Source organism: Pseudovibrio sp. W64 (genome assembly GCF_001623145.1).
Taxonomy (GTDB): domain Bacteria; phylum Pseudomonadota; class Alphaproteobacteria; order Rhizobiales; family Stappiaceae; genus Pseudovibrio.
Window position 1 is genome coordinate 154,833 of record NZ_LMCI01000039.1, and the last position, 24,335, is coordinate 179,167.

Sequence of the window (24,335 nt, forward strand, 5' to 3'; positions counted from 1 at the left end):
CTAAAAATTAGGCAGGTTGGGCAAGTTGAACAGGCTTCTGCCCAACCAGTCGTATCCCCGGAGCATCCCGGAACCGCTCAATCATCGCGTCAATGAAGATCTCTGTTTTACGCGTCACCGCATCGCGCGAAGGGTAGACAAGGTATACCGGCTTCTCTTCGCACTGATAGTCAGGAAGTAGCCGTTGTAGTTGCCCGTTTGCCTCAAAATCTCGCATCATAAACAACGGCATGCGCGTAAACCCAACCGAGTTCAACAAGGCCTGCACCATCACCTGGGGGTGCCCAGCGACAAACTCAGACTTCAAAGCAACCACATGCTTTTGCCCATGTCGGAACATATCCAACGAACTGACTAGCTTCTCGTATCTGTATTGAATGTAGTTGAGGTCAGAAAGCGCCTCGGGACTTTGCGGCATACCATGCTTTGCAAGATAGTCTGGGCTGGCTGCCAAACAGGTTTCAACAATCGCAATTTTTCTGGAAATCCCAGAGGTATCTCCGGTGATCCCTGTACGGATCGCTAAATCGATACCGGTTTGCACAACATCAATCAGATCATCATCCATTTTAATTGAGACTGAAAGGTCTGGGTATTGCTTTCGAAGGTCGAAGATAAGCGGTGTGATTATATCAGCGCCCATAGCCTGAGAAACAGAAACAACCAATGAACCACTCTCTGCTGCTGCTTGGTCCTGTACTTCCTCAAACATCAGAGCGCTCTGACGCAACATCTTTTGCGCATGCTCATAGACAGTCTTTCCGGCAGCCGTCGGCTTAACGCCTTTGTTGGTACGAAAAACAAGCTCCTGCCCAACCTGAGCTTCAAGCAGGTTCAGCTGCTGGCTCATAGCAGGTTGGCTGATATGGCGTTGACGTGCACCACCGCTCAACGACCCATTGTCGATGACGCGAACAAAACTCTCCAGCAAATTCAGAAGATCCATAACTGCCCCATAAGCACTGCTTATATCCAAGATAAGACTTGGCCCTCTGCACTTCCAGTATCAACCCCACAATATTGCTCCCATGCTTGTAAATGAGGAGCCTTTCATGACACTTTCCCGCCGATCTTTTTTATCCGCAGCCGCGTCCCTTGCTGGCGCAGGTGCAGTTGCCCCGGCAATGTCATCTATTGCGCTCGCAGCGGCGCCTAAAATTGGAACACAGGTTCCCGGCATCTATCGCTTCTCGGTAGGAGACATTGAAGTTACAGCAATTCTGGACGGACACTTGGGATTAGATCCGTCATTGGTCGTTGGGTTTGACCAGAAGGTAGCGCAGGAAACTCTAAAGCAAAATTTCCTCAGCCCCAATACGCAGGACATGTCTATCTCTGTAAACGGATATCTCATTAATACGGGCGACAAACTGGTGGTAGTCGACACCGGCACTGCCGACCTAATGGGTCCGACACTTGGCCGTTTCCATCAGAACCTGAAAGCCGCAGGCTATAACGCCTCTGATGTAGATGCCGTAGTTCTCACCCACCTGCACATCGACCACGTCGGAGGGCTGATCTCCAAATCAGGAGAAAAACTCTTCCCGAACGCCGAGTTCATCGTCCATGAGGTCGAATACAACTTCTGGCATGATGAAGGCACACGCTCAAAGTTCCCCAAAGATCTCCAGCATTTCATCGATCTCGCTCAGAACGTTTCAAAGCCCTATCAAAATCGCAAAACACTCATCAGCAAAGATGGTGAGTTCATCAAGGGGCTGGATGCTGTCTTCCTTCCCGGTCACACACCCGGACATATGGGCATCCGCGTTCACTCCAATAACGAAGAAGTGTTGATCTGGGGCGACACGATCCACTCCATCGGACTCCAGTTCGCCAATCCAGATTGGACAATCGCCTTCGACGTAGATCAGGATGCAGCTCGACAAACACGGCGGAAAATACTGGATCGGGTTTCAGCAGATAGAACGCCAGTCGTCGGCATTCACCATGACTTCCCAGGTCTGGGGCATGTTCGCAAAGCCGGAAATGCCTTCGAATACCACGAAGTCAGCTGGCAGCATAAGCTTTAGAGAAACAAGAGCTCACGAGACACCTCGTGAGCTCTCTTCTATTGGGCAGGCGATAATGGTGTCGCCGGTATTGACGGCGGCGCAATTGGCTGAGCTGGTGTTAACGGGATAGATGGCCGTATTGGCGGAGCAATCGGCTGAGCAGGCCTGATTGGGACAGCAGGCACCTCAATCGGACGAGAAGGCTGCAGCGGATAAGCAGGAATTTCATGCCGTGGGCGCGGATATGGACGCCAACGCGGATAACGCGGGTAAATTGGATAGCGTCGATAGACAAACGGCAGCCCCACATACGGCGCTACATAAGGAAGCGTACGGGAATAGTGCGGTCCCTCAACTCCATATCGAATATATCTGGCAGAAACCCAACCCGGAGCACCGCGGAATGTCAGGTCACACCACGAACCGTTCTTGGTGCAGTAATTGATGAAAACCACGCCACCTGCCGGAATTGTCGTAATGACAGGATATCTGGTGCCAGGCCCTGTCCTCATGTTTACACCATTCGTGGTGTATCCGGCATGCCCACGCTGCGCAAAGGCGGCATTGGAATAGATAAGAACAGCCAGAAGCACGAGACCGGCAATCACCCAGGCCAAAATTTTCATAAAACTGCCCTCCAGCCTCTCTAAGGTGCTATCGGCCATAAGAAGGGCCTCCATAGGATGGCCCACTAAATCCGGGTGAACCAGGCGATCCCGGTGAAGGAGGCAATCCTGTAATCGGAGGAGCTGCAGGCAGAGGACCGGAAGGCCCCGGCAGAGGTGGCGGCAAAGACCCCGGACGCGCAGACCCTGCAGGATAGGCTCCCGGAGGCGGGTTAAATTGCGAGTGATCCGCATCCCGATCCGTCGGCAAATAAGGCTGCGCTTGCCCCGGCCTCAAACTATCTCCCGGTTCAACCGGACGATCTAGAGGTTTGATGGGCGGGATAATATTACTGCGCTCATTGAACTGAACCTGCTGAAATCCGGGATAGTCAACGGACCCTGAACGCGTAGACAAGCTGTTTGCACTCACAGATTGAGCCACGACACCTGCTGCGAGACAACAGCCTACAAGCATTGCGTATTTCATTTGACCCTAGTCCTAATTGCAGGCTGGCCAAAACCAACAGCCAGCATAATTAAGAGAAGACTGCCACCAAGGGGCTAACAACGTGCACTGACAAAACATCGGGTTTTAGAAGCAATTTATGTCTTGCCTTGAAGAATATAACGTGAACAAATTCACAGTTCACATCAGTTTTTCTAGCCAGAACCTCGCCTAAGCCTTAGGTTTGAGGTATGATTCTCCAAAGCAGGTAAACACGCCCCCATGACGAACCGCCTCAAGATTGTAACGTGGAACATTAACTCAGTCCGCCTCCGCCTTCCTATTGTCGAGAAAATGTTACTGGACCACGCCCCAGACGTTTTGTGCCTACAGGAAACAAAGTGCCCGGATGGAAGCTTCCCAACGGCTGCAATCAATAAGCTTGGCTATCGTCATGTAGAGGTACACGGCCAAAAGGGTTACCACGGCGTAGCCTTTCTCTCACGCGTGCCACTGGAAAATGTTGAGCGCAAAGAATTCTGCGAGATGGGCGATACCCGCCATATCGCAGCAGATGTTGCCTTTAATGGTGGTAAAGTCCGCATCCATAACTTCTACGTACCAGCAGGCGGTGACGTGCCGGACCCTGAGGTCAACGACAAGTTCGCTCACAAGCTCAAATTCCTTGATGAAATGGAAAGCTGGTTCAAAGGCTTCGATGGCCAGTCAGTCGTTGTTGGAGACCTGAACATTGCACCATATGAAAACGATGTCTGGTCTCACAAGCAACTCATCAAAGTCGTCTCTCACACACCACTGGAATGCCAGCGCCTTGAAGATGTTCGCGAAGCTGGCAACTACGTAGATACCATGCGCAAACACATGCCGATGGACGAGAAGATTTACACCTGGTGGAGCTACCGCGCCAAAGACTGGTCCGCCTCCAACAAAGGCCGCCGTCTCGACCATGTCTGGATGACGCCGGAAACAGCGCAGCACACTAAAGATGTTCAGATTATCCGTGACGCACGCGGCTGGGAAAAACCATCCGACCACGCACCAGTCATGGCTATGCTGGAAGTCTGATATCACGAAGTCTGGCTTACAATTTGACGATGAAAAGCGGGAGCATCTCCCGCTTTTTCTGTATCTATCCATCAAGGAATGAGCAACACTTTGCCTTTGGCTCTGCGGCTGGAGATTTCCTCCAATCCCAGAGCAATGTCTTCCAGCGGATACTCCGCATGGATATGCGGCTTCAATTTTCCATCAGCCACCCATTGGAACAGTTGCTTGCAATCCTTGTGATGCTCCTCAGGCTCACGAACGACTGCCTCCCCCCAGAATACGCCCAGAACGTCACAGCCTTTCAGCAGGGTAAGGTTCGCAGGTATCTTTTGGATCGTTCCAGAGGCAAACCCAACAACCAGATAACGTCCACGCCATCCCGTTGCACGCAAGGCATCATCAGCATGATCCCCGCCTATGACGTCGTAGACCACCTCAAGTCCTTTACCATCCGTCAGATCCTTCAGCTTCTGCTTCAGACCACCCTCAGAATAGTTGACCAGAACATCAGCGCCGCAAGCTTTTGCGTGAGCAAGCTTATCTTCCGAAGACGCGCAAGCAATCACCCGGGCCCCCATCAGCTTTGCAACCTCCACAGCAGCCTGTCCTGCTCCGCCAGAAGCACCTAACACTGCAACCGTCTCCCCCGCCTGTAACCGCGCCCGGCTACGAAGGCCGTGAATAGCCGTTCCGTAAGTGATCAAAAGTCCAGCTCCATGCTTGAGCGAAACCTCATCCGGCACCCGCACAAGTTCATGCTCAGGAGCAACATATAGCTCTCTTGCAGCTCCCCATTTCGCGTAGGAGGCTACCCGATCCCCAACCTTGAACCGCGAAACACCATCACCGACGGCTTCAACAATGCCCGCCATTTCACCCGATGGCGAAAACGGGAGCTCCGGCTTGAACTGATACTTCCCTTGAATGATCAATGTATCGAAGTAATTGAGTGCCGCCGCTTTCACACGAACCAACACCTCTCCAGCTCCAACATTCGGGTCGTCCAGTTCTCGAATGACCAGATCATCCGGCCCCCCAAGTTTTTCGCAGATAACAGCTTTCATCAAATGTGGCCCTCTCTCTGACCTCAAAATTACACGGGCAATCACAAAATCTCAAAGCCGTCTTTGGTGTCATTTTGCGATTAAAACACCCATACATGCCGCTACACTTGCGGGAACACCACAGTTGGAGGTATGAAGCGCACAACATCAACAACGAGAAAAACTGGGCATGCGCGGTTATTTTGCTATTGGCTCTGAAGGGCTTTCCAAATCCATGAATGTTGGCACGCTGATGCGTACTGGTCATGCATTCGGAGCAAGTTACTTTTTTACAGTCGACGCGCACATCAAAAGCCTTGGCAAAGCAATGAAGGCTGATACCTCCAAGAGCCCGGACCACTTGCCCTACTTCGCCTGGAACTCGGTTGATGAGATGCAATTCCCGCGTGGCTGTAAAATGGTGGGTGTTGAGCTCACCGACGATGCGATCGAGCTTCCAAGCTTCGGGCATCCGTTGCAAGCAGCTTATATACTCGGGCCAGAACGTGGCTCTCTGTCAAAAGAGATGCAGGATCGCTGCGATTACATCGTCAAAATCCCAACCAAGTTTTGCTTGAATGTTGGTGTGGCTGCCGCTCTGGTCTTGTATGATCGCTATATGGCACACGGAAAGTACGCTGAGCGCTCTCTCACTGCAGGCGCCCCGAAAGACCCATTACTAGAACATATTCACGGTGCTCCAATTTTCCGAACCGGTCGAAAGGTTCCAGGCTTCGACAGCAACTCATGAGTGATTCGAAATACGGTTGCCATTTCTGATACATACTCTGAAACGGCAACCTTTATTTCTCACCATAGCAAATGCCTTGTATAAATTTTTAAGGTGTTTCCCTTTCCACACCCAGTCTCTTTCACATTACAAATTCGTAATTCTTTGAGGCTCCACACTTCGCATTTTCTCTCAATCTGTGCACACTATGTGGAAAGGTGCCTATATTTTTTACTGGGTAAAATGCCGCCAATTAGTTTGAAAACATGCCGGAAAATCTGAGCTTTTAAAGGCGATTAGCCCTTATTTACTAGCGCGTTAAATACAACCGAAAATCAACTTGCATATCTACTGTCTTCGATCACTTAAAACAGAAATTCATTAGTGGCTTTACGCTTGATATTATGGCTGTGCGTGCCACACTCCCGCCAGATTTCTGATGGCAGCATTCATAGAGCGGTTCAAAGGCAAATAATTTTTTGCCTCTGTAAAAACAGGGTATCAACCCTTTTGTAACCATCTTTAAAGTAACCCTAACATTAAGTTTTATGGGTTTTCGCACAGAATCTCAGATTTTGTCGTACGCAACGCGGTTTGGAGAAGATGCAAGCACGTATCCTGATAACTGCCTTTATGGCTCTTGGTATCTCGGGCGCGACTGCAAATGCGCAGTCTCCTGCCCTCTTGAAAGAAAACAAGGATTGGGCAACTTACACCTTTAACACCCAGAGCGGTGGTAAGGTGTGTTATGCCATTTCCGCACCAACACAGTCACTGCCGACTGATAGAAACCATGGAGAGGTCTTCTTCTTCGTTTCTACCCGTCCAAGTGAAGGCGTTGCCAATGAACCAAGCTTTATAGTGGGTTATCCATTTAAAGAAGGCTCCTTGGTCACGACTAATGTTGATGGTCAGCAGTTCACCATGTTCACCAAAGGTGACGGCGCATGGGTTCAGAACGCTGCGGAAGAAAAGCGTTTGGTTGACGCAATGAAAGCAGGCAGTTCCATGTCTATTTCTGGTCAGTCCGCACGTGGCACCCAAACTTCCTACAAATTCTCTTTGAGCGGCATCACTGCTGCTGTCAGAGACGCATCCAGCGCCTGCCAATAAGGTTCTGATGCCCGAAATTGTTTGAATTTACAGAGATCTCTTGCCTGCGCCAGCTTGCCGCCACGCAATTTGAGATCTGGGATGTTCAAACTAAGCGATTTCGGCTATAAGCGTGCCGAATACGTAGGCGGTTGCTGCTAGCGACCGCCTCTCGCATTTTTAGCAGCGAGCAACAGGTATATATAACCTGTTATTTTTCCTGCTGAATCGTATTGCCGAAAAGTGAGGCACATTTTTCGGGTTTGAATACGCAAAGAACATAAGCTTAAAGCCAAGCATCTAAGAAAAACTGGTGAATGACCATGGCGGTATCGTTAGACATCGCGCACAAATCCGCTGATCCGGCGGCAACCAGCGCAGCAAACCCTTCTCCTGCAACCATTCCTGTGCAGGAAGAAAAGCCATCTCTGATCGGCTTAAACCGTGAAGAGCTAGGCAATGCCCTTGCTGCAGTTGGAGTCCCTGAGCGCCAGATCCGCATGCGCGTCAACCAGCTGTGGCACTGGCTCTATGTCCGGGGCATTTCCGATTTCGGCAAAATGAGCAATGTCTCAAAAGACCTGCGCACTAAGCTGGAGTTTGCCTTTACCATTGCCCGTCCAGAGATCGTCACAGAACAGGTCTCCGTTGATGGCACCCGTAAATGGCTGTTCCGCTTTCCATCACGCGGTGCTGGCAAGCCGGTTGAAGTCGAAACCGTCTACATTCCGGAAGAAGATCGCGGCACGCTCTGCATCTCCTCCCAGGTCGGCTGTACCCTCACCTGCACGTTCTGCCACACCGGCACACAGAAGATGGTGCGCAACCTGACGGCTGAAGAGATCCTTGCGCAGCTCATGCTCGCAAAAGATCGCCTCAACGACTTCCCGGATGCAGATGCACCGGAAGGTGGCTTGGATGCATCCACATCCAACCGTCGCCGCATCACCAACATCGTGATGATGGGCATGGGCGAGCCACTTTATAACTTCGAGAACGTCAAGAAAGCACTTCTGATCGCCTCGGATGGAGATGGCCTGTCCCTCTCCAAGCGCCGCATCACCCTGTCGACATCTGGTGTAACGCCAGAGATCGCACGAACAGGTGATGAAATCGGCTGCATGCTGGCAATCTCCCTGCACGCTGTGAATGACGAGCTGCGCAACACGCTGGTTCCGATCAACAAGAAGTACAATCTGGAAACACTGCTGCAGGCATGTCGTGATTATCCGGGCCTGTCCAACGCAAAACGCATCACCTTCGAATACGTGATGCTGAAGGGCGTCAACGACAGCTTGGAAGATGCAAAGAAACTGGTTCAGTTGCTCAAAGGCATCCCGGCAAAGATCAACCTGCTGCCATTCAACCCATGGCCAGGCTCTCCCTATGAGTGCTCCGATTGGGAACAGATCGAAGAGTTTGCAGATGTTGTGAACCGCGCAGGCTATGCTTCTCCAATCCGCACACCACGCGGCCGCGATATCTTCGCAGCCTGCGGCCAGCTGAAGTCAGCTTCAGAGCGTCTTCGTAAATCTGAGCGTGAAGCGCTGGAAAAAGCACAGGCTCAAGGCGACGCCTAAGCAAAATAAAACAAGATTACAAAAAGAAGGCCGGCGTTTGTCTGAAACGCCGGCCTTCTTTGTCTCGTTCACTTCATATGCATAGAGTTTGAATATCGTGCTCCTTAGGACGGAGCGATCGATTGGACATAGATGCAATGACCGAGAAAGCACATTCCTCACAAAAGAACGCCACAACCACCGGCATGAAGGGCGAGGGTTTTTACAACAAGAACTCAACACCACAACAAGCCACGATTGCATATGTGTATCCATGGCTGCACGAAGCCATTGCTAGCCTGGCAATATCAAACGACAGCTCTCTCCTGCGTTTTGTAGATTATGGATGCTCTGAAGGCGCAAACTCGATGCAGATCATGGCGCAGCTCACTGAAGCTGCCAGACAGCGCGGTTCCAACTCGATCCAGACAATCCATAGCGATCTGCCTAGTAACGATTACTCCACCCTGCTTGACGCCATCGGCAACCGTGCCCAGCCACCCTACACCGATCCAACTGTTTTCGGCAGCATTGTCGGTGGTTCCATGTTCAACCAGCTTTTGCCTCCCGGCTCCACGCATCTGGCCACATCCTTCAATGCCACGGTGTTCCTCTCTGAGCGCCCGTTGGAGCGTCTGCCCGATTACGTTATGCCCAACGGCCCGAGCCTCGCTAACGAGAGAGGCTCAATTTCAGCACAGGATAAAGAAGTCTTCGAGAAACAGGCTGCTTATGATCTGGAAACATTTTTGAAGGCACGGGCAAATGAGCTTGAGCCCGGCGGCAAACTCCTGCTGCAAACTGTTGGCAGAAATGAACATGTCTCAACCGCAGACGGGATCGTGAACTTATTCAATTTGTCTTTGCTCGATCATGTCGCCAACGGTTCAATCTCTCAGGATACCTACGAACGCTATTACCATCCTGTCTATATACGCAGCTTGGAGCAGCTCACAGCATCCGTAAAACCCGAAAGTGGCTCGCTATCTCACCTGTTCACCATAGACAAAGCAGAATGTTACGAAACACCTGTCTCCTTTGTTGAGCAGTACAAACAAGACAACGACGCATCAGCCTACGCAAACCAGATGGTGAACTTCTACCGCGCCTTCACTGAAGCACCACTACAGGCCGCTCTCTCAGGCACTCCAAACCTCAGCGAGCTCCTCGACAGCATCTATGCCCGAGGCGAAGAGCGCGTCCGCGAGGCTCCACACCTCTACGACTTCCACTTCATCAGCGTAGCCATGCTGCTGACCAGAACACAGAACAGCTGAAACGCAATCGTTTATGTGAGTCAGCGTGTTTTGTGCGATCATCACAAACTCTCGCCACAGTCATGATTGAAGCTTCTCAGAACTTCATAGTCTATTGGTTTCAATCATGTTTATTGCCCATTTGCCCGCCGGCTATCTACTCGGAAAAGCGGCAACTAAATACCTAGATCAAAAATCCAAACAGCTCATCATTTGGACTTCAATTGGCAGCGTCTTACCTGACGCTGACATGCTCTATTTCTATCTCATAGACAATCAAGGCACCCACCACCGACACTACCTTACTCACTGGCCGATAACATGGATGGTGCTTATTGCCCTGCCTGCCGTGCTTTTGCATCGGAACTTCCGTGTTGGTGTCATTCCGCTTGGCCTTGGTATGGGCGGCCTTTTACATATGCTCCTTGATAGTGTTGCTGCTACCGTATTCTGGCTTGCACCATTTTCCAAACTTCAAGTTGAACTGGTCAAAATTCCAGCTATCTATGACAACTATATTTGGAGCTTCATATTGCACTGGACATTTGCATTTGAAATCCTCATTTGCTCAGTAGCTTTTGGTGTACTCTGGGCGAGCCGTTTTCCTAGACACCAGAGACAGATGCAAAGGACTGCACAATGATCGACGGAACCAAGCTCTTCATCCAGCTGCTCCGGATTGCTCTTGGTTTCTCACTCGCAATCATTGCGGCGGGCCTGTTTTTATCCTGGGGCTTTTTCAGAACTTTGAGTGTTCACGGTGGACCAGAGACTGACATCATTCAGTTGCTGGTGATCACATGGAGTACCATCATCTCTGCAAGCGCGATTGGTGCGCTCTCTCTCATTCCAAGCGGCTTCGCAATTGGCTTTGCAGAACTCATGAAATGGCGCGGCGTTATCTACCACGTATCCGCAGGTGGTATTATCGCGCTGGTGCTTTGGGGCATTGGCGGAGCTCTTCCAACCGACTTGTTTTATGCATCCAGCGAGACGGGCAGTATCATCGCCTATTCAACATCAGGAACCACAGTCCCAACACCAGCCTCCGAAGGCTTCCGCCCCGGCTCATCCATCGCCGTTTCAGCCGGATTTATCGCAGGTTTTATCTACTGGATTGTTGCTGGTCGAGAGTCAGGCGGATGGTGGATCAACAAACCCTCTTCTCCACAAGCCTCTCGTTAAGGCAGTCATTTCACCTCTCAAATGACGAGTCCTCCAAATTCCAACCGCCTCTAACAACTAAGTAATTTAACAGGCGAAAAGATACCGATATAAACCTTGCAGATTGCAATTCAAAAGATATAAGAGCTACTTCTTCGATCAAGAATTTGCACCCGCACATCTGTGCAATTGAAAGGTGAATTATGAACAAAGCAAATTACTTTATGCAGTTGAAAGCACTGAGAGATAACATCCCAGCTGAAAAACAGTCTGACTTTGACGTGATGTTTGCAGGCAGAGAAAAGAACCCTGTTGTAGCACTCGTGCTTGGCCTGTTCCTCGGCAGCTTTGGCATCGACCGCTTCTACACCGGTCAGATCGGCCTCGGAATCCTCAAGCTCATCACACTCGGTGCACTCGGCATCTGGACGTTGATCGATTGGTTCCTGATTATGGGTGCTGCGCGCAACAAAAACATTCAGATCGCAAATGAAACTGCGCTCTACATAAAGTAAGAGATCAAAAGCCGAGGCAAACCACCTCGGCTTTTCTTTTACAGCGTATCTCCGAAAAGTGGAAACCGGTTTTCGGAGATACGCAAAAACAAAGGCTAACGCAGTTCATGTGTTTCAGCTTAAATGCGAACTGCTTTAGTGATTACGCTTTATCCTTCAGCAACCGCAGAGCATTGGTCACCACAATCAACGTGGCTCCCACATCACCCAGGATCGCGGCCCAGAGGCTGGCGAAGCCCATCGCGGTGAGCACCACCAGAATACCCTTCACGATAAATGCAAATGCGATGTTCTGATGAATGATTTGGAGCGTCCGCTTGGAATGGTGAATGAGCCACGGCAAGCGGGAAAGGTCATCTTTCATCAACGCGATATCAGCGGTCTCAATGGCAGCATCAGAACCAATCGCACCCATCGCAATGCCAAAGCTGGCTCGTGCCATGGCTGGCGCATCATTCACACCATCGCCGATCATCGCGACTGTCTCATATTCATGAGAGAGCTGTTCAACGGCTGCAACCTTATCTTCCGGCAGCAACTCGGCACGCACCTCATCAATACCGACAGAGGATGCAACACGTTCAGCCGTCGCTTTATTATCACCGGTCAGCATAACCAGCTTCTCAACGCCAGCTTTATGCAGTTGAGAGACCAGCTCTTCTGCCGTATCGCGAACGGTATCAGCCAGGGCAATCAACCCGCAGACATGCGCGTCAGTTCCAACTGCAACAACAGTCTTCCCTTCAGCTTCTAATTCACGCGCCTTCGCATCGGCTTCACCAATCTCGAAGTCCTTTTCATTCAGGAAGCGACGAGATCCCAACCAGTAGCTCTTACCGTTTCGCTGGCCAGAAAGACCACGCCCCGGCAACAGCTCAACATTCTCAGCAGCCTGATACTCAACACCATCTTCCTTAGCGCGTGTCAGGATAGCTTCTGCAAGTGGGTGAGAGCTTCGAGCTTCCAAAGACGCAGCGCGTGTAAGAAGCTCCTCAACGCTATGACCAGACAGCGGATAAACATCAGTCACAGTCGGCAGACCATTTGTAATAGTGCCAGTCTTGTCAAAGGCCAAAGCTTTTAGCCGCGCAGGCAATTCAAGGAAAACACCGCCCTTAATCAGCACGCCATTGCGAGCTGCTGAGGTCAAGCCAGCCACGATGGAGACGGGCGTAGAGATAACCAACGCACATGGGCAGGCAATAACCAGCAGCACAAGTGCACGGTAGAACCAATCCATCCAGGCTGCACCAAACAGCAGAGGTGGAATCGTAGCGAGCAAAATCGCAAGAACCATCACCGCAGGCGTGTAAACGCGGGCAAACTTCTCAACCCATTGCTCTGCTGCAGCACGCCGGGCCTGTGCCTCGCTCACCATACGGATGATGCGGGCAAGCATGGTGTCATCAGCACCCTTGGTTGCTTCTACTTCAAAGCTGCCTTCCCCGTTGATGGTACCAGCATAAACATCATCACCCGCCTCTTTCATCACCGGCACACTTTCACCGGTGATAGGAGCCTGATCGACACTGCCAACACCTTTGCGCACGACGCCATCAAGCGGAATACGATCCCCACCGCGAACAACAAAAGTCGCGCCAGGCTTCACACTGTTGGCAGGAACGTCTTCTTCACTTCCGTTAGGCTTGAGCAAGCGAACAACGGTTGGGGCAATATCCATAAGCGCTGCAACAGCTTTACGCGCCCGCCCAACACTCCAGCTTTCCAGATAAAGCGAGAGAGAAAACAGGAATGCAACCGTCGCACCTTCAAACCACTCTCCAATGCCGATAGCACCAGCGACAGCAACCAGCATCAGCAGGTTCATATCAGGCCGCAACGTCTTGAGCGCATACCATCCCTTAGGCGCCACCAACCGCAATCCTGCGACGATGGCGAGCATATACAGAACCTCTACCGGCCCGGACGGCACGGACTGGAAAACACTAAACACATCCGTAGAGTTGGTGCTGGAGAAAAACAAAACCGCCTGAACAACAAGCGCAATTGCCCAGAACAAGCCACTGGCAACTGTAAATGTACCAAGGCGCCGATGCTGCTTTGCACGTGCATCCGCTGCTTCTTGTTCAATGAACAGAGCAGCCTTCATGCCTGTTGTATCAACCGCCTTGATGATCTTCTCATCAGCGACGTCACGCGCAACAGGAGAGACGATCATCTTGCCGTTCAAAACATCAAACGCAAGGTATTCAGGATCACCAACAACAGGCCCAACAACACGGCGAAGAATTCCCATCTCTTCCGCGCAGCACAGCCCCTCAACCCGGAAAGAACGTGCGCCCTTCCAGTTGGTTACATCAGGAATAGCCGCTTCACTTTGGCTGGAACACCCGCAACCTGTATGAGCATGTATATGCGTATGCTCATGCTCTCTAGCAGAACTGCAGCAATCATCTTCAGAGCTATCATGATCGGAGGAGCAGCAAGAGGTTTCGTTCTCTTGAACAGCACTGTCACCAGAACAGCAGGAACCCTCAGTATCCTGAGGCTGCACCGCTTTGTTAGAACAGCAGCTTTTCGTGGTTTGATCTTCGATCTCTTCCGGAGAGAGTTTCTGGCCTCGATCTTCCGCGTTGGACATGATCCACTCCATGCAATTTCTTCATTGCAAGAGAAGATAAGACCTCTAGTCGCTATAGCTTCAAGAGCAAAATGCTAATTCTATGAATTTTCTTTTCGAAGGCCCCTGCTGTTTTGACAGAGAACGCTAGCATCAGGTTCAGATTTCACGACTTTCTGGATTTCACCTGAACGCTTTTGAGCATACGCTCCAGCATTGGGAGCAACTGTTCCTTCTCAGTTTCGGTCAAATCTGACAGCAAAATCCCATTCACATGCTTGTACATATCAATCAGATGAGACAGTCCCTGCCCTTTCTCCGTGAGATGGATTTTCACCGACCGCTTGTCATCCTCAACAGCACTACGGCTGACCAGCCCCTTGCTCTCCATGCGGTCCAGCAATCGAGAAAGCGCAGCCGTCTTCTTGCTCGAGTACTCCGACAGCTCCGAAACGCTCAATCCATCCTGCCGCCACAGCGCAGAAAGCACGACCCACTGCGCCAGCGAAATCTCATGAGGACGTAAGTAGTCCTCAGCGATGCTGCAAGCTGCTTCAGACAAGGTGTTGAGCAATCGGCCCATCGAAGGCAGGTATGAGATCTTCTCAGTCATCGGATTCCTGAATATTTTGACTTGATTATATTATTGACATCTAATTTACATGTAAACTAAAATCACTATATTCCTATCGCCAAAGGTAAGCCCAATGTCATCACCACAAAAATATAGCCGCCCGACAATCATCCTTCATTGGCTGTTCGCCGTCACCATCATTGCTGTTTTCATTTTGGGAAAAGTTCTTGAAGGAAGCGCTATCTCGCCTGAAAAGCTCAATATCTTCATGGCTCATGCGGGGCTAGGCGCTCTGACTGGCCTGTTCCTGATCTATCGCATAGTTCTGTTGATCAAGCACGCTCGGCCAAAGCCAGACCCTAAATGGGGTGTCGTCATGATCAGCTTATCCAAGCTGGTCCACTTGCTCCTCTACCTCGCGCCGCTGGCTCTGGTCATCTCCGGCATGAGCATGTCACTGTTTGCAGGCCTCATGGAACTCGCAATGGCAGGAGACTGGCAAGCCTGGCCAGAAAACATCACTATCCCGCCAGCCGCAATCCATGGCTATGCAGCCCCGATCTTGCTTGCATCATTTGCGCTGCACGTCATCGCAGCGCTGTATCATCAACTGGTACTGAAAGATAATCTTGTCGCCAGAATGAAAACGGCCTGATCAAAGACAAGGCATCTACAGCTTGTAGATGCCTTCTTTCTCTCCGCAGGTTTCCAACGCTTCTGCGGCGGTTCGTCCGTCCAGCAGCGGCGCCTCCGGCCAGATCTCAGCAAGCGGAATAAGCACAAAGGCACGCTCGCCCATGCGCGGATGAGGCACCTGAAGTCCCTCTTCCTCAACACTTGCATGATCATAGATCAGAAGATCAATATCAATCGTCCGTGGCCCCCAGCGCACATCACGCACACGGCCCAACTGCTTCTCAACATCAAGACCGGCATTCAACAGCGCACGCGGAGAAAGAACCGTCTCCACGGTAATGCAACAATTGCGGTAGTCATCTTGCGGCACAGGCCCCCAAGGCGGGGTCCGGTAATCAGATGATTTCTGCAAAACTGAGATTCCGTCAACGGCATTCAATGCGGCCACTGCACCGTCGATATTCGCTTTTGTATCGCCAAGATTTGAGCCCAAACCTAGAGCTGCAACAATTTTTTCTTGTGTCATTATTGGCTGCTGCCTAGTTCCTTCATCGCCTGGAAGATCCGTACTGCATCCACGTGCGGTTTCACATCATGAACTCGCAGGATCTGTGCTCCGTTTTGCAGAGCCAGCGTATGTACTGCAAGCGACCCAGCCATACGCTCTGGCGCTTCATTATTCAACACATATCCAACCATCCGCTTGCGAGAAGCTCCCGCTAGGACAGGACGACCGAACTTCCGAAGTTCTGAGAGCCGGCTCAGGATCTGATAGTTCTGTTGAAGAGTTTTGCCAAACCCAAAACCAGGATCAAGAATCTGGTGTTCTTCGGGAATGCCTGCATCAGAGGCCAGCTTGAGGGATCTCTCAAAAAAGCGGTCGATATCACTCATGATATCCAGCTGCTCATCCACTTCAGTGCGGTTATGCATCATAACCACCGGCACACCAGCATCTGCCACAGCACTGGCCATCTCAGAGTCTTTCTGCAGGCCCCAAACGTCATTCACGATATGCGCACCGGCCCTACAAGCCTCAGCAGCAACTCTCGCCTTATAGGTATCAATGGAAATCAGCACCGGCAGTTCTTTGATCAGCTCAAGAACCGGCAGAACACGCTCCAGCTCTTCCTGTTCCTGAACAACCGTCGCTCCGGGCCGCGTGCTCTCACCACCAACATCAATGATGTCAGCACCTTCAGCGATCATTTCATTTGCATGCGCCAACGCCACTGCTGGCGCATCAAACTGCCCGCCATCAGAAAAGCTGTCTGGAGTTACATTCAATATGCCCATGACGAGCGGACGCTGAGAGCTTTCCAGCAATCCATGATCAAACTCTGCCATAAGGGTTCCCTCCCAATTTCTGGCCCCTCATAGCCTCCCATCGCCTTTGTTTCCAGCAAAAATCAAAAGACCTTTTCTACCTGCTACAAGATATGGCCGATATTTACTGCATAGCGATCAGATCAGCGTGCTTTTAAGGACTGACAGACTGCTCTTCCACGTCTCTTTTTTTTACCGGCAACACAAACAAGAACAGCGCAAGAAAGGCCATCCCTGGCATCACAACGCCCAGAGCAGTCACAGGATCAGGCACAACAATCGCGGTGACCAGACTTCCCAGAAAACCACCCGCCATCTGCATGAAGCCCATCAAAGCAGAAGCAGCCCCTGCAATCTTGGGAAACGGCTCCATTCCCCGCATAGAGAGAGCTGGCAGGGCCATTGAAGCGCCAAAAGCAAACACACCAATCGGGATCATGATGCTCAAAAAGCTCAGGTATTCAAGCTGCGTGACTGTAAACAACGCCAATCCACCCAAGCCGCACAAAACCAGCGCCGGCCCAAGAAGCGCCTCTGTACTGAATCGCCGTAAAAGCAAACGGGTCGCCACTCCACCAGCAAAGAACGATCCTGATTGAAGCACCATCCCCATACCGAACTGCAAAGGCGTCAACCCAAGCCGCTCAATCAAAACAAACGGCAAGACCGTCGAGAGCGTATAGATTACGCCAATGGTAAACCCGAGGATCAGCGAGGGCTGCATGAACTCAAAAGACCTCAGCAGCGTCCAATAGGAAGACGCCATCTGCCTCGGACGAATAAGCTTCACATCTCGGTGGGAATTCGTTTCCGGCAAAACGGTAAGCGTTAACAGCAGGATGAACCCGGCATAGATCACCATCAAAATAAAGATCGCCTGCCAACCAAACGCACTGAGCGTTAAAGCACCAATTGTCGGAGAGATTGCAGGCCCGATCCCCAGCATCACGGCCAGCAAGTTCATAATCCGCGCGCCAGCCTCACCAGAAAATTGATCCCGCACAATCGCGCGCGCCACAGCGATACCACTGGACGCACCGATCCCTTGTATCAGACGGCCAAGCAGCAGCATTTCAATGTTCAGCGCCAGCCACGCCAAAAGGCTGCCGAGCAAATACAAGCTGAAGAACCCGAGAATGACAGGACGACGCCCAAACGCATCAGAAAGCGGCCCGCACAACAGCTGCGCCAGCGTGAAGCCTGCAAAATAAACGGTAAGTGTAAGCTTGGCGACAGCAGCCGTCGTCCCAAACACCTCCGCCAAAGTCGGCAGAGCAGGCGTATAAAGCGCCATGGAAAGCGGGCCAATCGTCACCAGCAATGCGCCGATGACAGCCGTACGACCAGCCGAGAGCTTAAGCTCTGTGTGTGTACCCGTTGCCTTATTCATTCCCGAACCCCAAGGCAAGGCACTGAGCTATCCCGTATGCGCTTCACCAGTTTTCTTGATAATCATCAGATGCGCGGCAACTCTAGGAAAATTGCGTAGAGCGCACAACGAAAAACACGCGCCCTCCTTTCAGAGTGCGCGTGTCAAAAACCTATAAGCGAGCACATTATGCGTTACGCTAAAACACGAAACTTCGCTGCTTCCTGAGTTGGAGAGCTGCCAAAGAACCGCTTGAACTCACGGCTGAACTGCGACGGACTTGCATAACCAACCCGATAAGCAGCCTGACTGGCGCTCATGTTCTGGCTCAACATCATAGACCGCGCCTTATGCAAGCGGATCGACTTAACGTACTGCAGCGGAGAAAGACCGGTAGCTCCTTTAAAGCCAGCATGGAAAGCAGAAATGCTCATACATGCCATCTTCGCCATTTGGTCTACGCTGAGATTTGTTGAGAAATCCTCGTGCAACACTTGAAGAACTCGCGCAATCCCTTGAGATTTCTCACTGTTCTGGAACAGCACCCTCAGGCTTGCACCGTACTCGGACTTGAGCACATGATACAAAAACTCGCGATAGTACCCATCAGCGAGAATTTTAGTTTGTTCTTCGTTATTTAGCGTCTGCATCAAGCGACAAACAGAAAACAATGCCTCTTCAGACAGATGCGCTGGTCGACCGAGCGTTTCGCCATACTCAAACTCGAGAGGCTCTTGCTCGATAAGCAGCATCAACTCTGCCAAGACATTGATATCGATCGCCAAATTGACCGCATAGAGAGGCTTCTCAGGAGACGCTTCTACAATCTCAATCTCAAGCGGGATCGGAGAGACGAGCGCGGCATAGCTTTGCTGGGAATAGAGGAAACTCTGACTACCCAAATGGCCTCTGACCAGACCCTGAAAAACGATACGAATGCTTGGTGAATACATAACAGCGCGAGGCTTTGTCGCCGTTGTCATGCGAATCACTTCGACACATTCATGTCTGGTTGCACTCACACCCTCGCTTTGAGCGAGTGGGGCAAACCATTCTTCTAACCACTGTTGGGTTGCAAATTGCATTGGTTTTCCAACAACTTTTGGGATTACGCGCACAGGGGGTATTCTATTGTCTTTTAATCACCCACCACGAATAAGTTGGTGTAAATATTGGGGATTGCAATACCCAATATTGCGATATTGAATGGTATTAGATTGCCATATTCCTTTTTGTAGTCAAGCGACTGTCTTCGGATGGTGCTTACCCATAATTTATTAGTTAGCCTAAGGTCTAAATTAAAGGAGCATTGCTTGCTTTTAGCTGAACTGTCTCACCTTGAACAACAGAAACAGGAGCTGCAAGCAAGCTTTCGCGAACGTGGCTACGCATTTCACCACCAAATCGACACGCCAGGCCGCATCTGGAGAAATTTATTTGCTGAGGCAGAAGAAATCTTTGTCGCTCTCACCTCGGGTATGTCTATAGGCATCAACGGCCAGTTTATCAATCTGGAGCCCTTCGAAGAGTTCTACATCCCTGCCGGAAAAAACTACGATATCGTCGGTCGCTGCCCCGATGAGTGCCAATGGATGCACGCCTACGACCTTGCAGAAGTCGACGTACGCTCCAGACTGGTAAGAAAATCCGGTTTGCTATCTGTCGATGATTACAACTTCATAAATGAAGAGTAAGTGATCTGGCACACTTTTGCACCGAAAGCCTCATATTCTAATATCCGAACGATGACTTATCAGCTAAACAGATGCTGAATTGCGTTCTTTTTCCGGCAAAGTCTATTCAAAAAACCAGGCTCACCAGTAAAAAAGTGAGCTGGACTAAATACTTAGCAGTTTTTTAGCGAGATGGTTTGAATTGACACAAAAATAGGATAGAAGAGCGCATCTTTCATTAGAGAAAAACCAGATTGAAGGAATGGCGTGGATCGGGCACCTCATGATCCTCCCACACGCCGCGACTTCCTATGGCCAGACGGAGCCACCATGAAACTTCGCAATATTGCGATCATCGCCCACGTTGACCACGGCAAGACGACCCTTATTGACGTCTTGTTGAAGCAGTCCGGCGTCTTCCGCGAAAACCAGCGCACCGAAGAACGCATGATGGACTCCAATGACATCGAGCGTGAACGCGGCATCACCATCCTTGCCAAGAACACCTCTTTGGTCTGGAACAACACACGCATCAACATCGTTGACACACCAGGTCACGCTGACTTCGGCGGTGAAGTAGAGCGCATTCTGCATATGGTAGATGGCGTTGTATTGCTCGTAGACGCAGCTGAAGGCCCAATGCCGCAGACCAAGTTCGTACTTGGTAAAGCGCTGAAGCTCGGCCTGAAGCCAATCGTTGCGATCAACAAAATCGACAAACCAGAGCAGCGCGCTGACGAAGTACTCGACGAAGTGTTCGACCTGTTCGCGTCTTTGGATGCAAACGAAGAACAGCTCGACTTCCCGGTCGTATATGGCTCCGCTAAGCAGGAATGGATGGCTCTGGAGCCAGCTGGTCCTCAGGATTCCATGGCGCCACTCTTCGACATGATCCTCGACAAAGTTGCAGAGCCACAGGCTGAAGAAGGCGAATTCCGCCTCCTCGCAACAACAATCGAATCTGATCCGTTCCTTGGTCGCATTCTCACAGGCCGCATCGCATCTGGCGTTGCGACCCCGAATATGGCGATCAAAGCGCTGTCACGTGATGGCAGTGTGATCGAAACTGGCCGTATCTCCAAGGTTCTCGCGTTCCGTGGTCTTGAGCGTCAGGCAATTGAAGAAGGCGAAGCAGGCGACATCGTCTCCATCGCTGGTCTGACCAAAGCAACCGTGGCAGACACAATCGTTGCTCCTCAGGTAAGCGAGCCAATTCAGGCACAGCCAATCGATCCGCCAACCCTGTCCATGATGTTCCGCGTCAACGACGGTCCTCTGGCAGGTCAGGAAGGCTCCAAAGTTCAGTCCCGCGTTATCCGCGAGCGTCTGATGAAGGAAGCTGAAGGTAACGTTGCGCTTAAGATCGAAGAAACTGCAGAAGCAGATTCCTTCATCGTTTCCGGTCGTGGTGAATTGCTTCTCGCAATCCTGATCGAAAACATGCGCCGTGAAGGCTTCGAACTTTGCGTAGGTCGTCCTCGCGTTGTTTATCAGGAAGACGAAGCTGGTAAGCGTCTTGAGCCAATCGAAGAAGTTATCATCGACGTTGATGATGAGTTCCAGGGTGCTGTTGTTAAAAAGATCACCGAACGCAAAGGTGAGCTTCTTGAAATGCGCCCATCCGGTGGCGGTCGCTCCCGTTTGGTATTCCACGCTCCAACCCGTGGCCTTATCGGTTACCAGGCTGAGCTGATGTCAGACACCCGCGGTTCCGCGATCTTCAACCGTGTGTTCCATGAATATGCACCTTACAAAGGCGCAATTATGGGTCGTAACACTGGCGTTCTGCTGTCCAACGGTCAGGGCGATGCTGTTCCTTACGCATTGTTCAACCTGGAAGACCGTGGCCCAATGATGATTGATCCGGGCACAAAAGTGTACCAGGGCATGATCATTGGTGAACACACACGCGGTAACGACCTTGAAGTGAACGTTCTGAAGGGCAAGCAGCTCACCAACATCCGTTCTTCCGGTAAGGACGATGCTGTTAAGCTGACCACCCCAATCAAGCTGAGCCTCGAAGGCGCACTGTCTTACATCGCTGAAGATGAACTGGTGGAAGTAACCCCAGAATCCATCCGTCTGCGTAAAGCACTGCTGTGCCCACATGACCGTAAGCGCGCCGAACGTGCATCAAACAAAGCGTCTTAAGACCGCTTAAATTGATGAGTTATTTGAGGGAGGGCTTCGGCTCTCCCTTTTTATTTGGGCGATAGGACCTCTCCAAAGGCCTTCAAAAACACCGCCAGTCCCTGTTCAAACTCTTCCCCCCCCGGTGCGTCACCGACAACCAACTCTGCCACTTGCGGCAAAAGCTGCGGAATTGAAAGCGTCCCAAGCAACGCCAGAAACAGGTAGTGTGGCTCCAATGTTGTCGGCAACCTCCCCTCTTTTTGCAAGTCAGCCAACACAGCAATCTGTTGCGTATAATAAGCTTTCCTCTGGTCGGCATGCACAGGGCAATCACCTTCAAAATCCAACGCCTCCCTCATGAGTAACTTGAAGAAATCGGCATCACCTTTGTTGGCTTGAGACCACCCCATCAACATCTCAGAAAGATCACCTGAGATACTGGAACGCGTCTGCTCCCGTTCTTGAAACTGCGCGGTTAAAACAGCTTCAAACAGCCGCTCTTTGGACCCAAAATGCTTATAAACTAGTGCTTTATTATAGCCTGCCCGATCTGCTACATGCTCCATCCGCACGCCATCGACACCACGGTCGATAAACTCTAGCAAAGCAGCCTTCAGGATATCTGAGCGGCTATTACCCCGCTTGGACGTACGCACTGGATTGGTCTGTTTCATACTCATTCCTCAATGGCATCCAGGGCTTTTCGCATCATTCGGGCAATCCCTAAAAGCTGAAGGCTGCCAAACAACGCAACAACTGCTGAGATACCCCATGCAATCATCCAACCATCACCACTCATCACAGTTGGCGCAAACATACCCAGCAAAACAGTTCCGATGACCCACCCGTAATCACCAAGACTAAACAATGTACCCCATGCTACCGAAGGCCAGCCCTGTTTTCCTTGCCACAACAATGCGCCTGCAAACACAAGCAAACCCAGCCCAACAAAGAGCCAGAGATTGGGGCCCTGCCAGTTTAACACCGCAGAGACACGGTGAGGCATCCACACCATGACAACACCGCATATGGCAGAGAATATCGCATTGCCCAAAAGAGCCGCGCGCAAAAGACCTGTTGAACCAGTGCCCGATAGATTTCCAGATTCCGTAATCATGGCTCCCTCCAACCATAAGTAACGATATCGTTATTTATGGTTGGTTTCGACCTCAGGTCAACAGCACTCGCCTCAACTCCGCGTGAACAAGAAAAACCCCGACGCACATGTGCACCGGGGTTTTGTACCGATTACATAGAGTTACGGTTACTCAGCAGGCTCTTGCACCTTCTGCTCCTCCACGGTCCCAAGTTCGGCTGTCTTCACAGCCTGCTTCCGTTTCCAATTCGCTTTGGCCTTCGTTGTGGTCATTCGTGAGTTATCAGGCGTCCATCCCGGCGTACGAAACATATAGCCGAGGACATCTCTCAGGGATCTTGCGGTCTTCAAATCCTTGACCATGGCAATCCATTCATGAAACGCCACAATCAGCAGGTTGTTGGTCTCAAGGTTCTTGCCAATCCCGTAGCGCGGCGGGTCCTCTGCAACTTCCGGACTGAACGTCCCGAACATCCGATCCCAGATAATCAGCGTCCCCGCATAGTTGGAATCCAGATATCGCGGGTTGGTCGCATGATGGACGCGATGATGGCTCGGTGTGTTAAAGATCCACTCAAATGGCCCCATACGATCAACCAGCTCAGTGTGAATCCAAAACTGGTAGAGCAAGTTCCAGGCTGCAACGAAGAAGATCATCTCCGGTTGAAATCCGAGAAGCGCTATGGGCAAGCCAAAGATGAACGTCAGCGTGATTGTACCCGTCCACGTCTGACGCAGTGCCGTTGAAAGATTATACCGCTGAGAAGAGTGGTGATTGACATGGCTCGCCCAAAACCACCGATACTCGTGGCCAAAGCGGTGTTTCCAGTAATAGGCCAAGTCATAGAGCACAAAGCAGATCAGGATGGTCCACCAGTTGATAGGAATAGTCTCGATAAGACGATATCCATAAATCCAGCTGTGCGCCGCATAAGACATGGATGTGCCTAACGCGATCCCAGCGATGAGACTCCCAATCCCCATTGCCAGACTGAAAAACGTATCTTTGACTTCATATCCATCAATCCCACGCAGCTTTAAAGCCACACCTTCTACAATCATGAGAATGATAAAAAACGGCACCGCATACGATATAGGGTCAAAAAACTCCATTGAGATGGCCCTCCCAAACCGAACTCAAAACCCGAAGTGTACCCCACACCCACGGGCAAGTTACCCTTACGGTAACACACTCCTGTATATGTCATCAAACCGGGAGGGCGCCCCCAAGAAACAAGGCTAGAGGGAGCAGGGAACTTCAAAAACTTATCCCCCTGCCCTCAACCACGCTTATTCTCAGTGTTGTGCTCACGTATTCGGGCAGCTGGTGGACCGACCATCGGTACGGCCTGGGCGGGGCGGGGCTACCGGGTGAAGTAACGCATCACCCGGCGGGTTCGTTGAAACACCCCTTGAAAGTCTTTAGTGCAGGGACCAAGCGGAAGCTGGTCA

The 24,335-nt window shown here is 51.1% G+C and carries 25 protein-coding genes; 12 read left to right on the plus strand and 13 right to left on the minus strand.

Annotated features, from left to right (window positions below):
* Nucleotides 1-7: 7 nt before the first annotated feature.
* Nucleotides 8-946 carry a LysR family transcriptional regulator gene (locus tag PsW64_RS22800; RefSeq protein ID WP_063286106.1) on the minus strand — a complete coding sequence of 313 codons (939 nt, stop codon included), beginning with the start codon at nt 944-946 and terminating at the stop codon, nt 8-10.
* Nucleotides 947-1,052: 106 nt separating this feature from the next.
* Here PsW64_RS22800 and PsW64_RS22805 point away from each other — a divergent pair, with 106 nt between their 5' ends.
* Nucleotides 1,053-2,033, plus strand: a complete 981-nt coding sequence (locus tag PsW64_RS22805) for an MBL fold metallo-hydrolase (RefSeq protein ID WP_063305092.1) — start codon at nt 1,053-1,055, stop codon at nt 2,031-2,033.
* A 38-nt stretch (nt 2,034-2,071) separates the two neighbouring features.
* Here PsW64_RS22805 and PsW64_RS22810 read toward each other — a convergent pair whose 3' ends face one another.
* Together PsW64_RS22810 and PsW64_RS27430 are read right to left on the minus strand one after the other, a co-directional pair.
* Entirely contained in the window at nt 2,072-2,641 is a 570-nt protein-coding gene (locus PsW64_RS22810) for an SH3 domain-containing protein (protein WP_208980972.1), read from the minus strand.
* A 28-nt stretch (nt 2,642-2,669) separates the two neighbouring features.
* Complete coding sequence (locus tag PsW64_RS27430) at nt 2,670-3,110, minus strand: hypothetical protein (protein ID WP_153040659.1); 441 nt, start codon at nt 3,108-3,110, stop codon at nt 2,670-2,672.
* Nucleotides 3,111-3,350: 240 nt separating this feature from the next.
* Here PsW64_RS27430 and xth point away from each other — a divergent pair, with 240 nt between their 5' ends.
* Nucleotides 3,351-4,154 carry an exodeoxyribonuclease III gene (gene xth, locus PsW64_RS22815; RefSeq protein WP_193757846.1) on the plus strand — a complete coding sequence of 268 codons (804 nt, stop codon included), beginning with the start codon at nt 3,351-3,353 and terminating at the stop codon, nt 4,152-4,154.
* A gap of 71 nt (nt 4,155-4,225) precedes the next feature.
* Here xth and PsW64_RS22820 read toward each other — a convergent pair whose 3' ends face one another.
* Nucleotides 4,226-5,200 (minus strand): NADPH:quinone oxidoreductase family protein, encoded by a 975-nt coding sequence (locus PsW64_RS22820; RefSeq protein ID WP_063305094.1) that lies wholly within the window; start codon nt 5,198-5,200, stop codon nt 4,226-4,228.
* Between the two features lie 169 nt (nt 5,201-5,369).
* Between PsW64_RS22820 and PsW64_RS22825 the strand changes: the two genes are divergently transcribed.
* The 7 genes from PsW64_RS22825 to PsW64_RS22855 all read left to right on the plus strand — a co-directional run bounded on the left by PsW64_RS22825 (nt 5,370) and on the right by PsW64_RS22855 (nt 11,495).
* Nucleotides 5,370-5,930 carry an RNA methyltransferase gene (locus PsW64_RS22825; RefSeq protein WP_063291131.1) on the plus strand — a complete coding sequence of 187 codons (561 nt, stop codon included), beginning with the start codon at nt 5,370-5,372 and terminating at the stop codon, nt 5,928-5,930.
* Between the two features lie 612 nt (nt 5,931-6,542).
* Nucleotides 6,543-7,022 carry an invasion associated locus B family protein gene (locus tag PsW64_RS22830; protein WP_063286442.1) on the plus strand — a complete coding sequence of 160 codons (480 nt, stop codon included), beginning with the start codon at nt 6,543-6,545 and terminating at the stop codon, nt 7,020-7,022.
* Nucleotides 7,023-7,318: 296 nt separating this feature from the next.
* On the plus strand, nt 7,319-8,581 hold the full coding sequence (gene rlmN / locus PsW64_RS22835; protein WP_108818675.1) for a 23S rRNA (adenine(2503)-C(2))-methyltransferase RlmN: 1,263 nt from the start codon (nt 7,319-7,321) through the stop codon (nt 8,579-8,581).
* Nucleotides 8,582-8,718: 137 nt separating this feature from the next.
* A complete protein-coding gene (locus PsW64_RS22840; protein ID WP_063305095.1) occupies nt 8,719-9,837 on the plus strand; it encodes a hypothetical protein in 1,119 nt (372 codons plus the stop codon).
* 106 nt (nt 9,838-9,943) lie between these two features.
* Nucleotides 9,944-10,459: a metal-dependent hydrolase gene (locus PsW64_RS22845; RefSeq protein WP_063305096.1), complete on the plus strand. Its 516-nt coding sequence runs from the start codon at nt 9,944-9,946 to the stop codon at nt 10,457-10,459.
* Nucleotides 10,456-11,001, plus strand: coding sequence for a hypothetical protein (locus tag PsW64_RS22850; protein ID WP_063305097.1), 546 nt, complete (start codon nt 10,456-10,458; stop codon nt 10,999-11,001). Before PsW64_RS22845 ends, PsW64_RS22850 begins: the two co-directional genes overlap by 4 nt.
* Before the next feature lie 182 nt (nt 11,002-11,183).
* Complete coding sequence (locus PsW64_RS22855; RefSeq protein ID WP_057460745.1) at nt 11,184-11,495, plus strand: TM2 domain-containing protein; 312 nt, start codon at nt 11,184-11,186, stop codon at nt 11,493-11,495.
* A 142-nt stretch (nt 11,496-11,637) separates the two neighbouring features.
* Here the strand turns inward: PsW64_RS22855 and PsW64_RS22860 are convergent, their stop codons facing one another.
* A complete protein-coding gene (locus PsW64_RS22860; RefSeq protein WP_208980973.1) occupies nt 11,638-14,097 on the minus strand; it encodes a heavy metal translocating P-type ATPase in 2,460 nt (819 codons plus the stop codon).
* Between the two features lie 145 nt (nt 14,098-14,242).
* Nucleotides 14,243-14,689, minus strand: a complete 447-nt coding sequence (locus PsW64_RS22865; protein WP_063286114.1) for a MarR family winged helix-turn-helix transcriptional regulator — start codon at nt 14,687-14,689, stop codon at nt 14,243-14,245.
* Nucleotides 14,690-14,783: 94 nt separating this feature from the next.
* On the opposite strand from PsW64_RS22865, the gene PsW64_RS22870 reads away from it, so the two are divergent.
* Nucleotides 14,784-15,305 carry a cytochrome b gene (locus PsW64_RS22870; protein ID WP_063305099.1) on the plus strand — a complete coding sequence of 174 codons (522 nt, stop codon included), beginning with the start codon at nt 14,784-14,786 and terminating at the stop codon, nt 15,303-15,305.
* 15 nt (nt 15,306-15,320) lie between these two features.
* On the opposite strand, the gene folK is transcribed toward PsW64_RS22870, so the two are convergent.
* The 4 genes from folK to PsW64_RS22890 form a co-directional block, all read right to left on the minus strand.
* Nucleotides 15,321-15,812 carry a 2-amino-4-hydroxy-6-hydroxymethyldihydropteridine diphosphokinase gene (gene folK / locus PsW64_RS22875; protein WP_057460749.1) on the minus strand — a complete coding sequence of 164 codons (492 nt, stop codon included), beginning with the start codon at nt 15,810-15,812 and terminating at the stop codon, nt 15,321-15,323.
* The gene (folP, locus tag PsW64_RS22880) at nt 15,812-16,633 is read right to left on the minus strand and encodes a dihydropteroate synthase (protein WP_063305100.1); all 822 of its coding nucleotides are present in this window, start codon (nt 16,631-16,633) and stop codon (nt 15,812-15,814) included. Before folP ends, folK begins: the two co-directional genes overlap by 1 nt.
* A gap of 133 nt (nt 16,634-16,766) precedes the next feature.
* Nucleotides 16,767-18,002 (minus strand): multidrug effflux MFS transporter, encoded by a 1,236-nt coding sequence (locus PsW64_RS22885; RefSeq protein ID WP_063305101.1) that lies wholly within the window; start codon nt 18,000-18,002, stop codon nt 16,767-16,769.
* A 173-nt stretch (nt 18,003-18,175) separates the two neighbouring features.
* On the minus strand, nt 18,176-19,003 hold the full coding sequence (locus tag PsW64_RS22890) for an AraC family transcriptional regulator (protein WP_275078094.1): 828 nt from the start codon (nt 19,001-19,003) through the stop codon (nt 18,176-18,178).
* A gap of 291 nt (nt 19,004-19,294) precedes the next feature.
* Here PsW64_RS22890 and PsW64_RS22895 point away from each other — a divergent pair, with 291 nt between their 5' ends.
* Both PsW64_RS22895 and typA read left to right on the plus strand, forming a co-directional pair.
* Nucleotides 19,295-19,675 carry a hypothetical protein gene (locus PsW64_RS22895; protein ID WP_152986549.1) on the plus strand — a complete coding sequence of 127 codons (381 nt, stop codon included), beginning with the start codon at nt 19,295-19,297 and terminating at the stop codon, nt 19,673-19,675.
* Nucleotides 19,676-19,984: 309 nt separating this feature from the next.
* Nucleotides 19,985-21,805, plus strand: coding sequence for a translational GTPase TypA (typA, locus tag PsW64_RS22900; protein WP_063291199.1), 1,821 nt, complete (start codon nt 19,985-19,987; stop codon nt 21,803-21,805).
* Nucleotides 21,806-21,855: 50 nt separating this feature from the next.
* Here typA and PsW64_RS22905 read toward each other — a convergent pair whose 3' ends face one another.
* The 3 genes from PsW64_RS22905 to PsW64_RS22915 all read right to left on the minus strand — a co-directional run bounded on the left by PsW64_RS22905 (nt 21,856) and on the right by PsW64_RS22915 (nt 23,996).
* On the minus strand, nt 21,856-22,461 hold the full coding sequence (locus PsW64_RS22905) for a TetR/AcrR family transcriptional regulator (protein WP_063305102.1): 606 nt from the start codon (nt 22,459-22,461) through the stop codon (nt 21,856-21,858).
* A gap of 2 nt (nt 22,462-22,463) precedes the next feature.
* Nucleotides 22,464-22,904 carry a hypothetical protein gene (locus tag PsW64_RS22910; RefSeq protein ID WP_063305103.1) on the minus strand — a complete coding sequence of 147 codons (441 nt, stop codon included), beginning with the start codon at nt 22,902-22,904 and terminating at the stop codon, nt 22,464-22,466.
* A 147-nt stretch (nt 22,905-23,051) separates the two neighbouring features.
* The gene (locus PsW64_RS22915; RefSeq protein WP_063286122.1) at nt 23,052-23,996 is read right to left on the minus strand and encodes a sterol desaturase family protein; all 945 of its coding nucleotides are present in this window, start codon (nt 23,994-23,996) and stop codon (nt 23,052-23,054) included.
* Between the last annotated feature and the right edge of the window lie 339 nt (nt 23,997-24,335).

What these genes read in the sequence shown, in the direction of transcription:
- PsW64_RS22830 (WP_063286442.1), top strand. Translation starts at nt 6,543, where the DNA reads ATGGCTCTTGGTATCTCGGGCGCGACTGCAAATGCGCAGTCTCCTGCC.
- PsW64_RS22870 (WP_063305099.1), top strand. Translation starts at nt 14,784, where the DNA reads ATGTCATCACCACAAAAATATAGCCGCCCGACAATCATCCTTCATTGG.
- PsW64_RS22840 (WP_063305095.1), top strand. Translation starts at nt 8,719, where the DNA reads ATGACCGAGAAAGCACATTCCTCACAAAAGAACGCCACAACCACCGGC.
- PsW64_RS22885 (WP_063305101.1), bottom strand. Translation starts at nt 18,002, where the DNA reads ATGAATAAGGCAACGGGTACACACACAGAGCTTAAGCTCTCGGCTGGT.
- PsW64_RS22865 (WP_063286114.1), bottom strand. Translation starts at nt 14,689, where the DNA reads ATGACTGAGAAGATCTCATACCTGCCTTCGATGGGCCGATTGCTCAAC.
- typA (WP_063291199.1), top strand. Translation starts at nt 19,985, where the DNA reads ATGAAACTTCGCAATATTGCGATCATCGCCCACGTTGACCACGGCAAG.
- PsW64_RS22915 (WP_063286122.1), bottom strand. Translation starts at nt 23,996, where the DNA reads ATGGAGTTTTTTGACCCTATATCGTATGCGGTGCCGTTTTTTATCATT.
- PsW64_RS22855 (WP_057460745.1), top strand. Translation starts at nt 11,184, where the DNA reads ATGAACAAAGCAAATTACTTTATGCAGTTGAAAGCACTGAGAGATAAC.
- PsW64_RS22845 (WP_063305096.1), top strand. Translation starts at nt 9,944, where the DNA reads ATGTTTATTGCCCATTTGCCCGCCGGCTATCTACTCGGAAAAGCGGCA.
- xth (WP_193757846.1), top strand. Translation starts at nt 3,351, where the DNA reads ATGACGAACCGCCTCAAGATTGTAACGTGGAACATTAACTCAGTCCGC.
- PsW64_RS22825 (WP_063291131.1), top strand. Translation starts at nt 5,370, where the DNA reads ATGCGCGGTTATTTTGCTATTGGCTCTGAAGGGCTTTCCAAATCCATG.
- PsW64_RS22805 (WP_063305092.1), top strand. Translation starts at nt 1,053, where the DNA reads ATGACACTTTCCCGCCGATCTTTTTTATCCGCAGCCGCGTCCCTTGCT.
- PsW64_RS22820 (WP_063305094.1), bottom strand. Translation starts at nt 5,200, where the DNA reads ATGAAAGCTGTTATCTGCGAAAAACTTGGGGGGCCGGATGATCTGGTC.
- PsW64_RS22810 (WP_208980972.1), bottom strand. Translation starts at nt 2,641, where the DNA reads ATGAAAATTTTGGCCTGGGTGATTGCCGGTCTCGTGCTTCTGGCTGTT.
- PsW64_RS22905 (WP_063305102.1), bottom strand. Translation starts at nt 22,461, where the DNA reads ATGAAACAGACCAATCCAGTGCGTACGTCCAAGCGGGGTAATAGCCGC.
- PsW64_RS22850 (WP_063305097.1), top strand. Translation starts at nt 10,456, where the DNA reads ATGATCGACGGAACCAAGCTCTTCATCCAGCTGCTCCGGATTGCTCTT.
- rlmN (WP_108818675.1), top strand. Translation starts at nt 7,319, where the DNA reads ATGACCATGGCGGTATCGTTAGACATCGCGCACAAATCCGCTGATCCG.
- PsW64_RS22860 (WP_208980973.1), bottom strand. Translation starts at nt 14,097, where the DNA reads ATGTCCAACGCGGAAGATCGAGGCCAGAAACTCTCTCCGGAAGAGATC.
- folK (WP_057460749.1), bottom strand. Translation starts at nt 15,812, where the DNA reads ATGACACAAGAAAAAATTGTTGCAGCTCTAGGTTTGGGCTCAAATCTT.
- PsW64_RS22800 (WP_063286106.1), bottom strand. Translation starts at nt 946, where the DNA reads ATGGATCTTCTGAATTTGCTGGAGAGTTTTGTTCGCGTCATCGACAAT.
- PsW64_RS27430 (WP_153040659.1), bottom strand. Translation starts at nt 3,110, where the DNA reads ATGAAATACGCAATGCTTGTAGGCTGTTGTCTCGCAGCAGGTGTCGTG.
- PsW64_RS22910 (WP_063305103.1), bottom strand. Translation starts at nt 22,904, where the DNA reads ATGATTACGGAATCTGGAAATCTATCGGGCACTGGTTCAACAGGTCTT.
- folP (WP_063305100.1), bottom strand. Translation starts at nt 16,633, where the DNA reads ATGGCAGAGTTTGATCATGGATTGCTGGAAAGCTCTCAGCGTCCGCTC.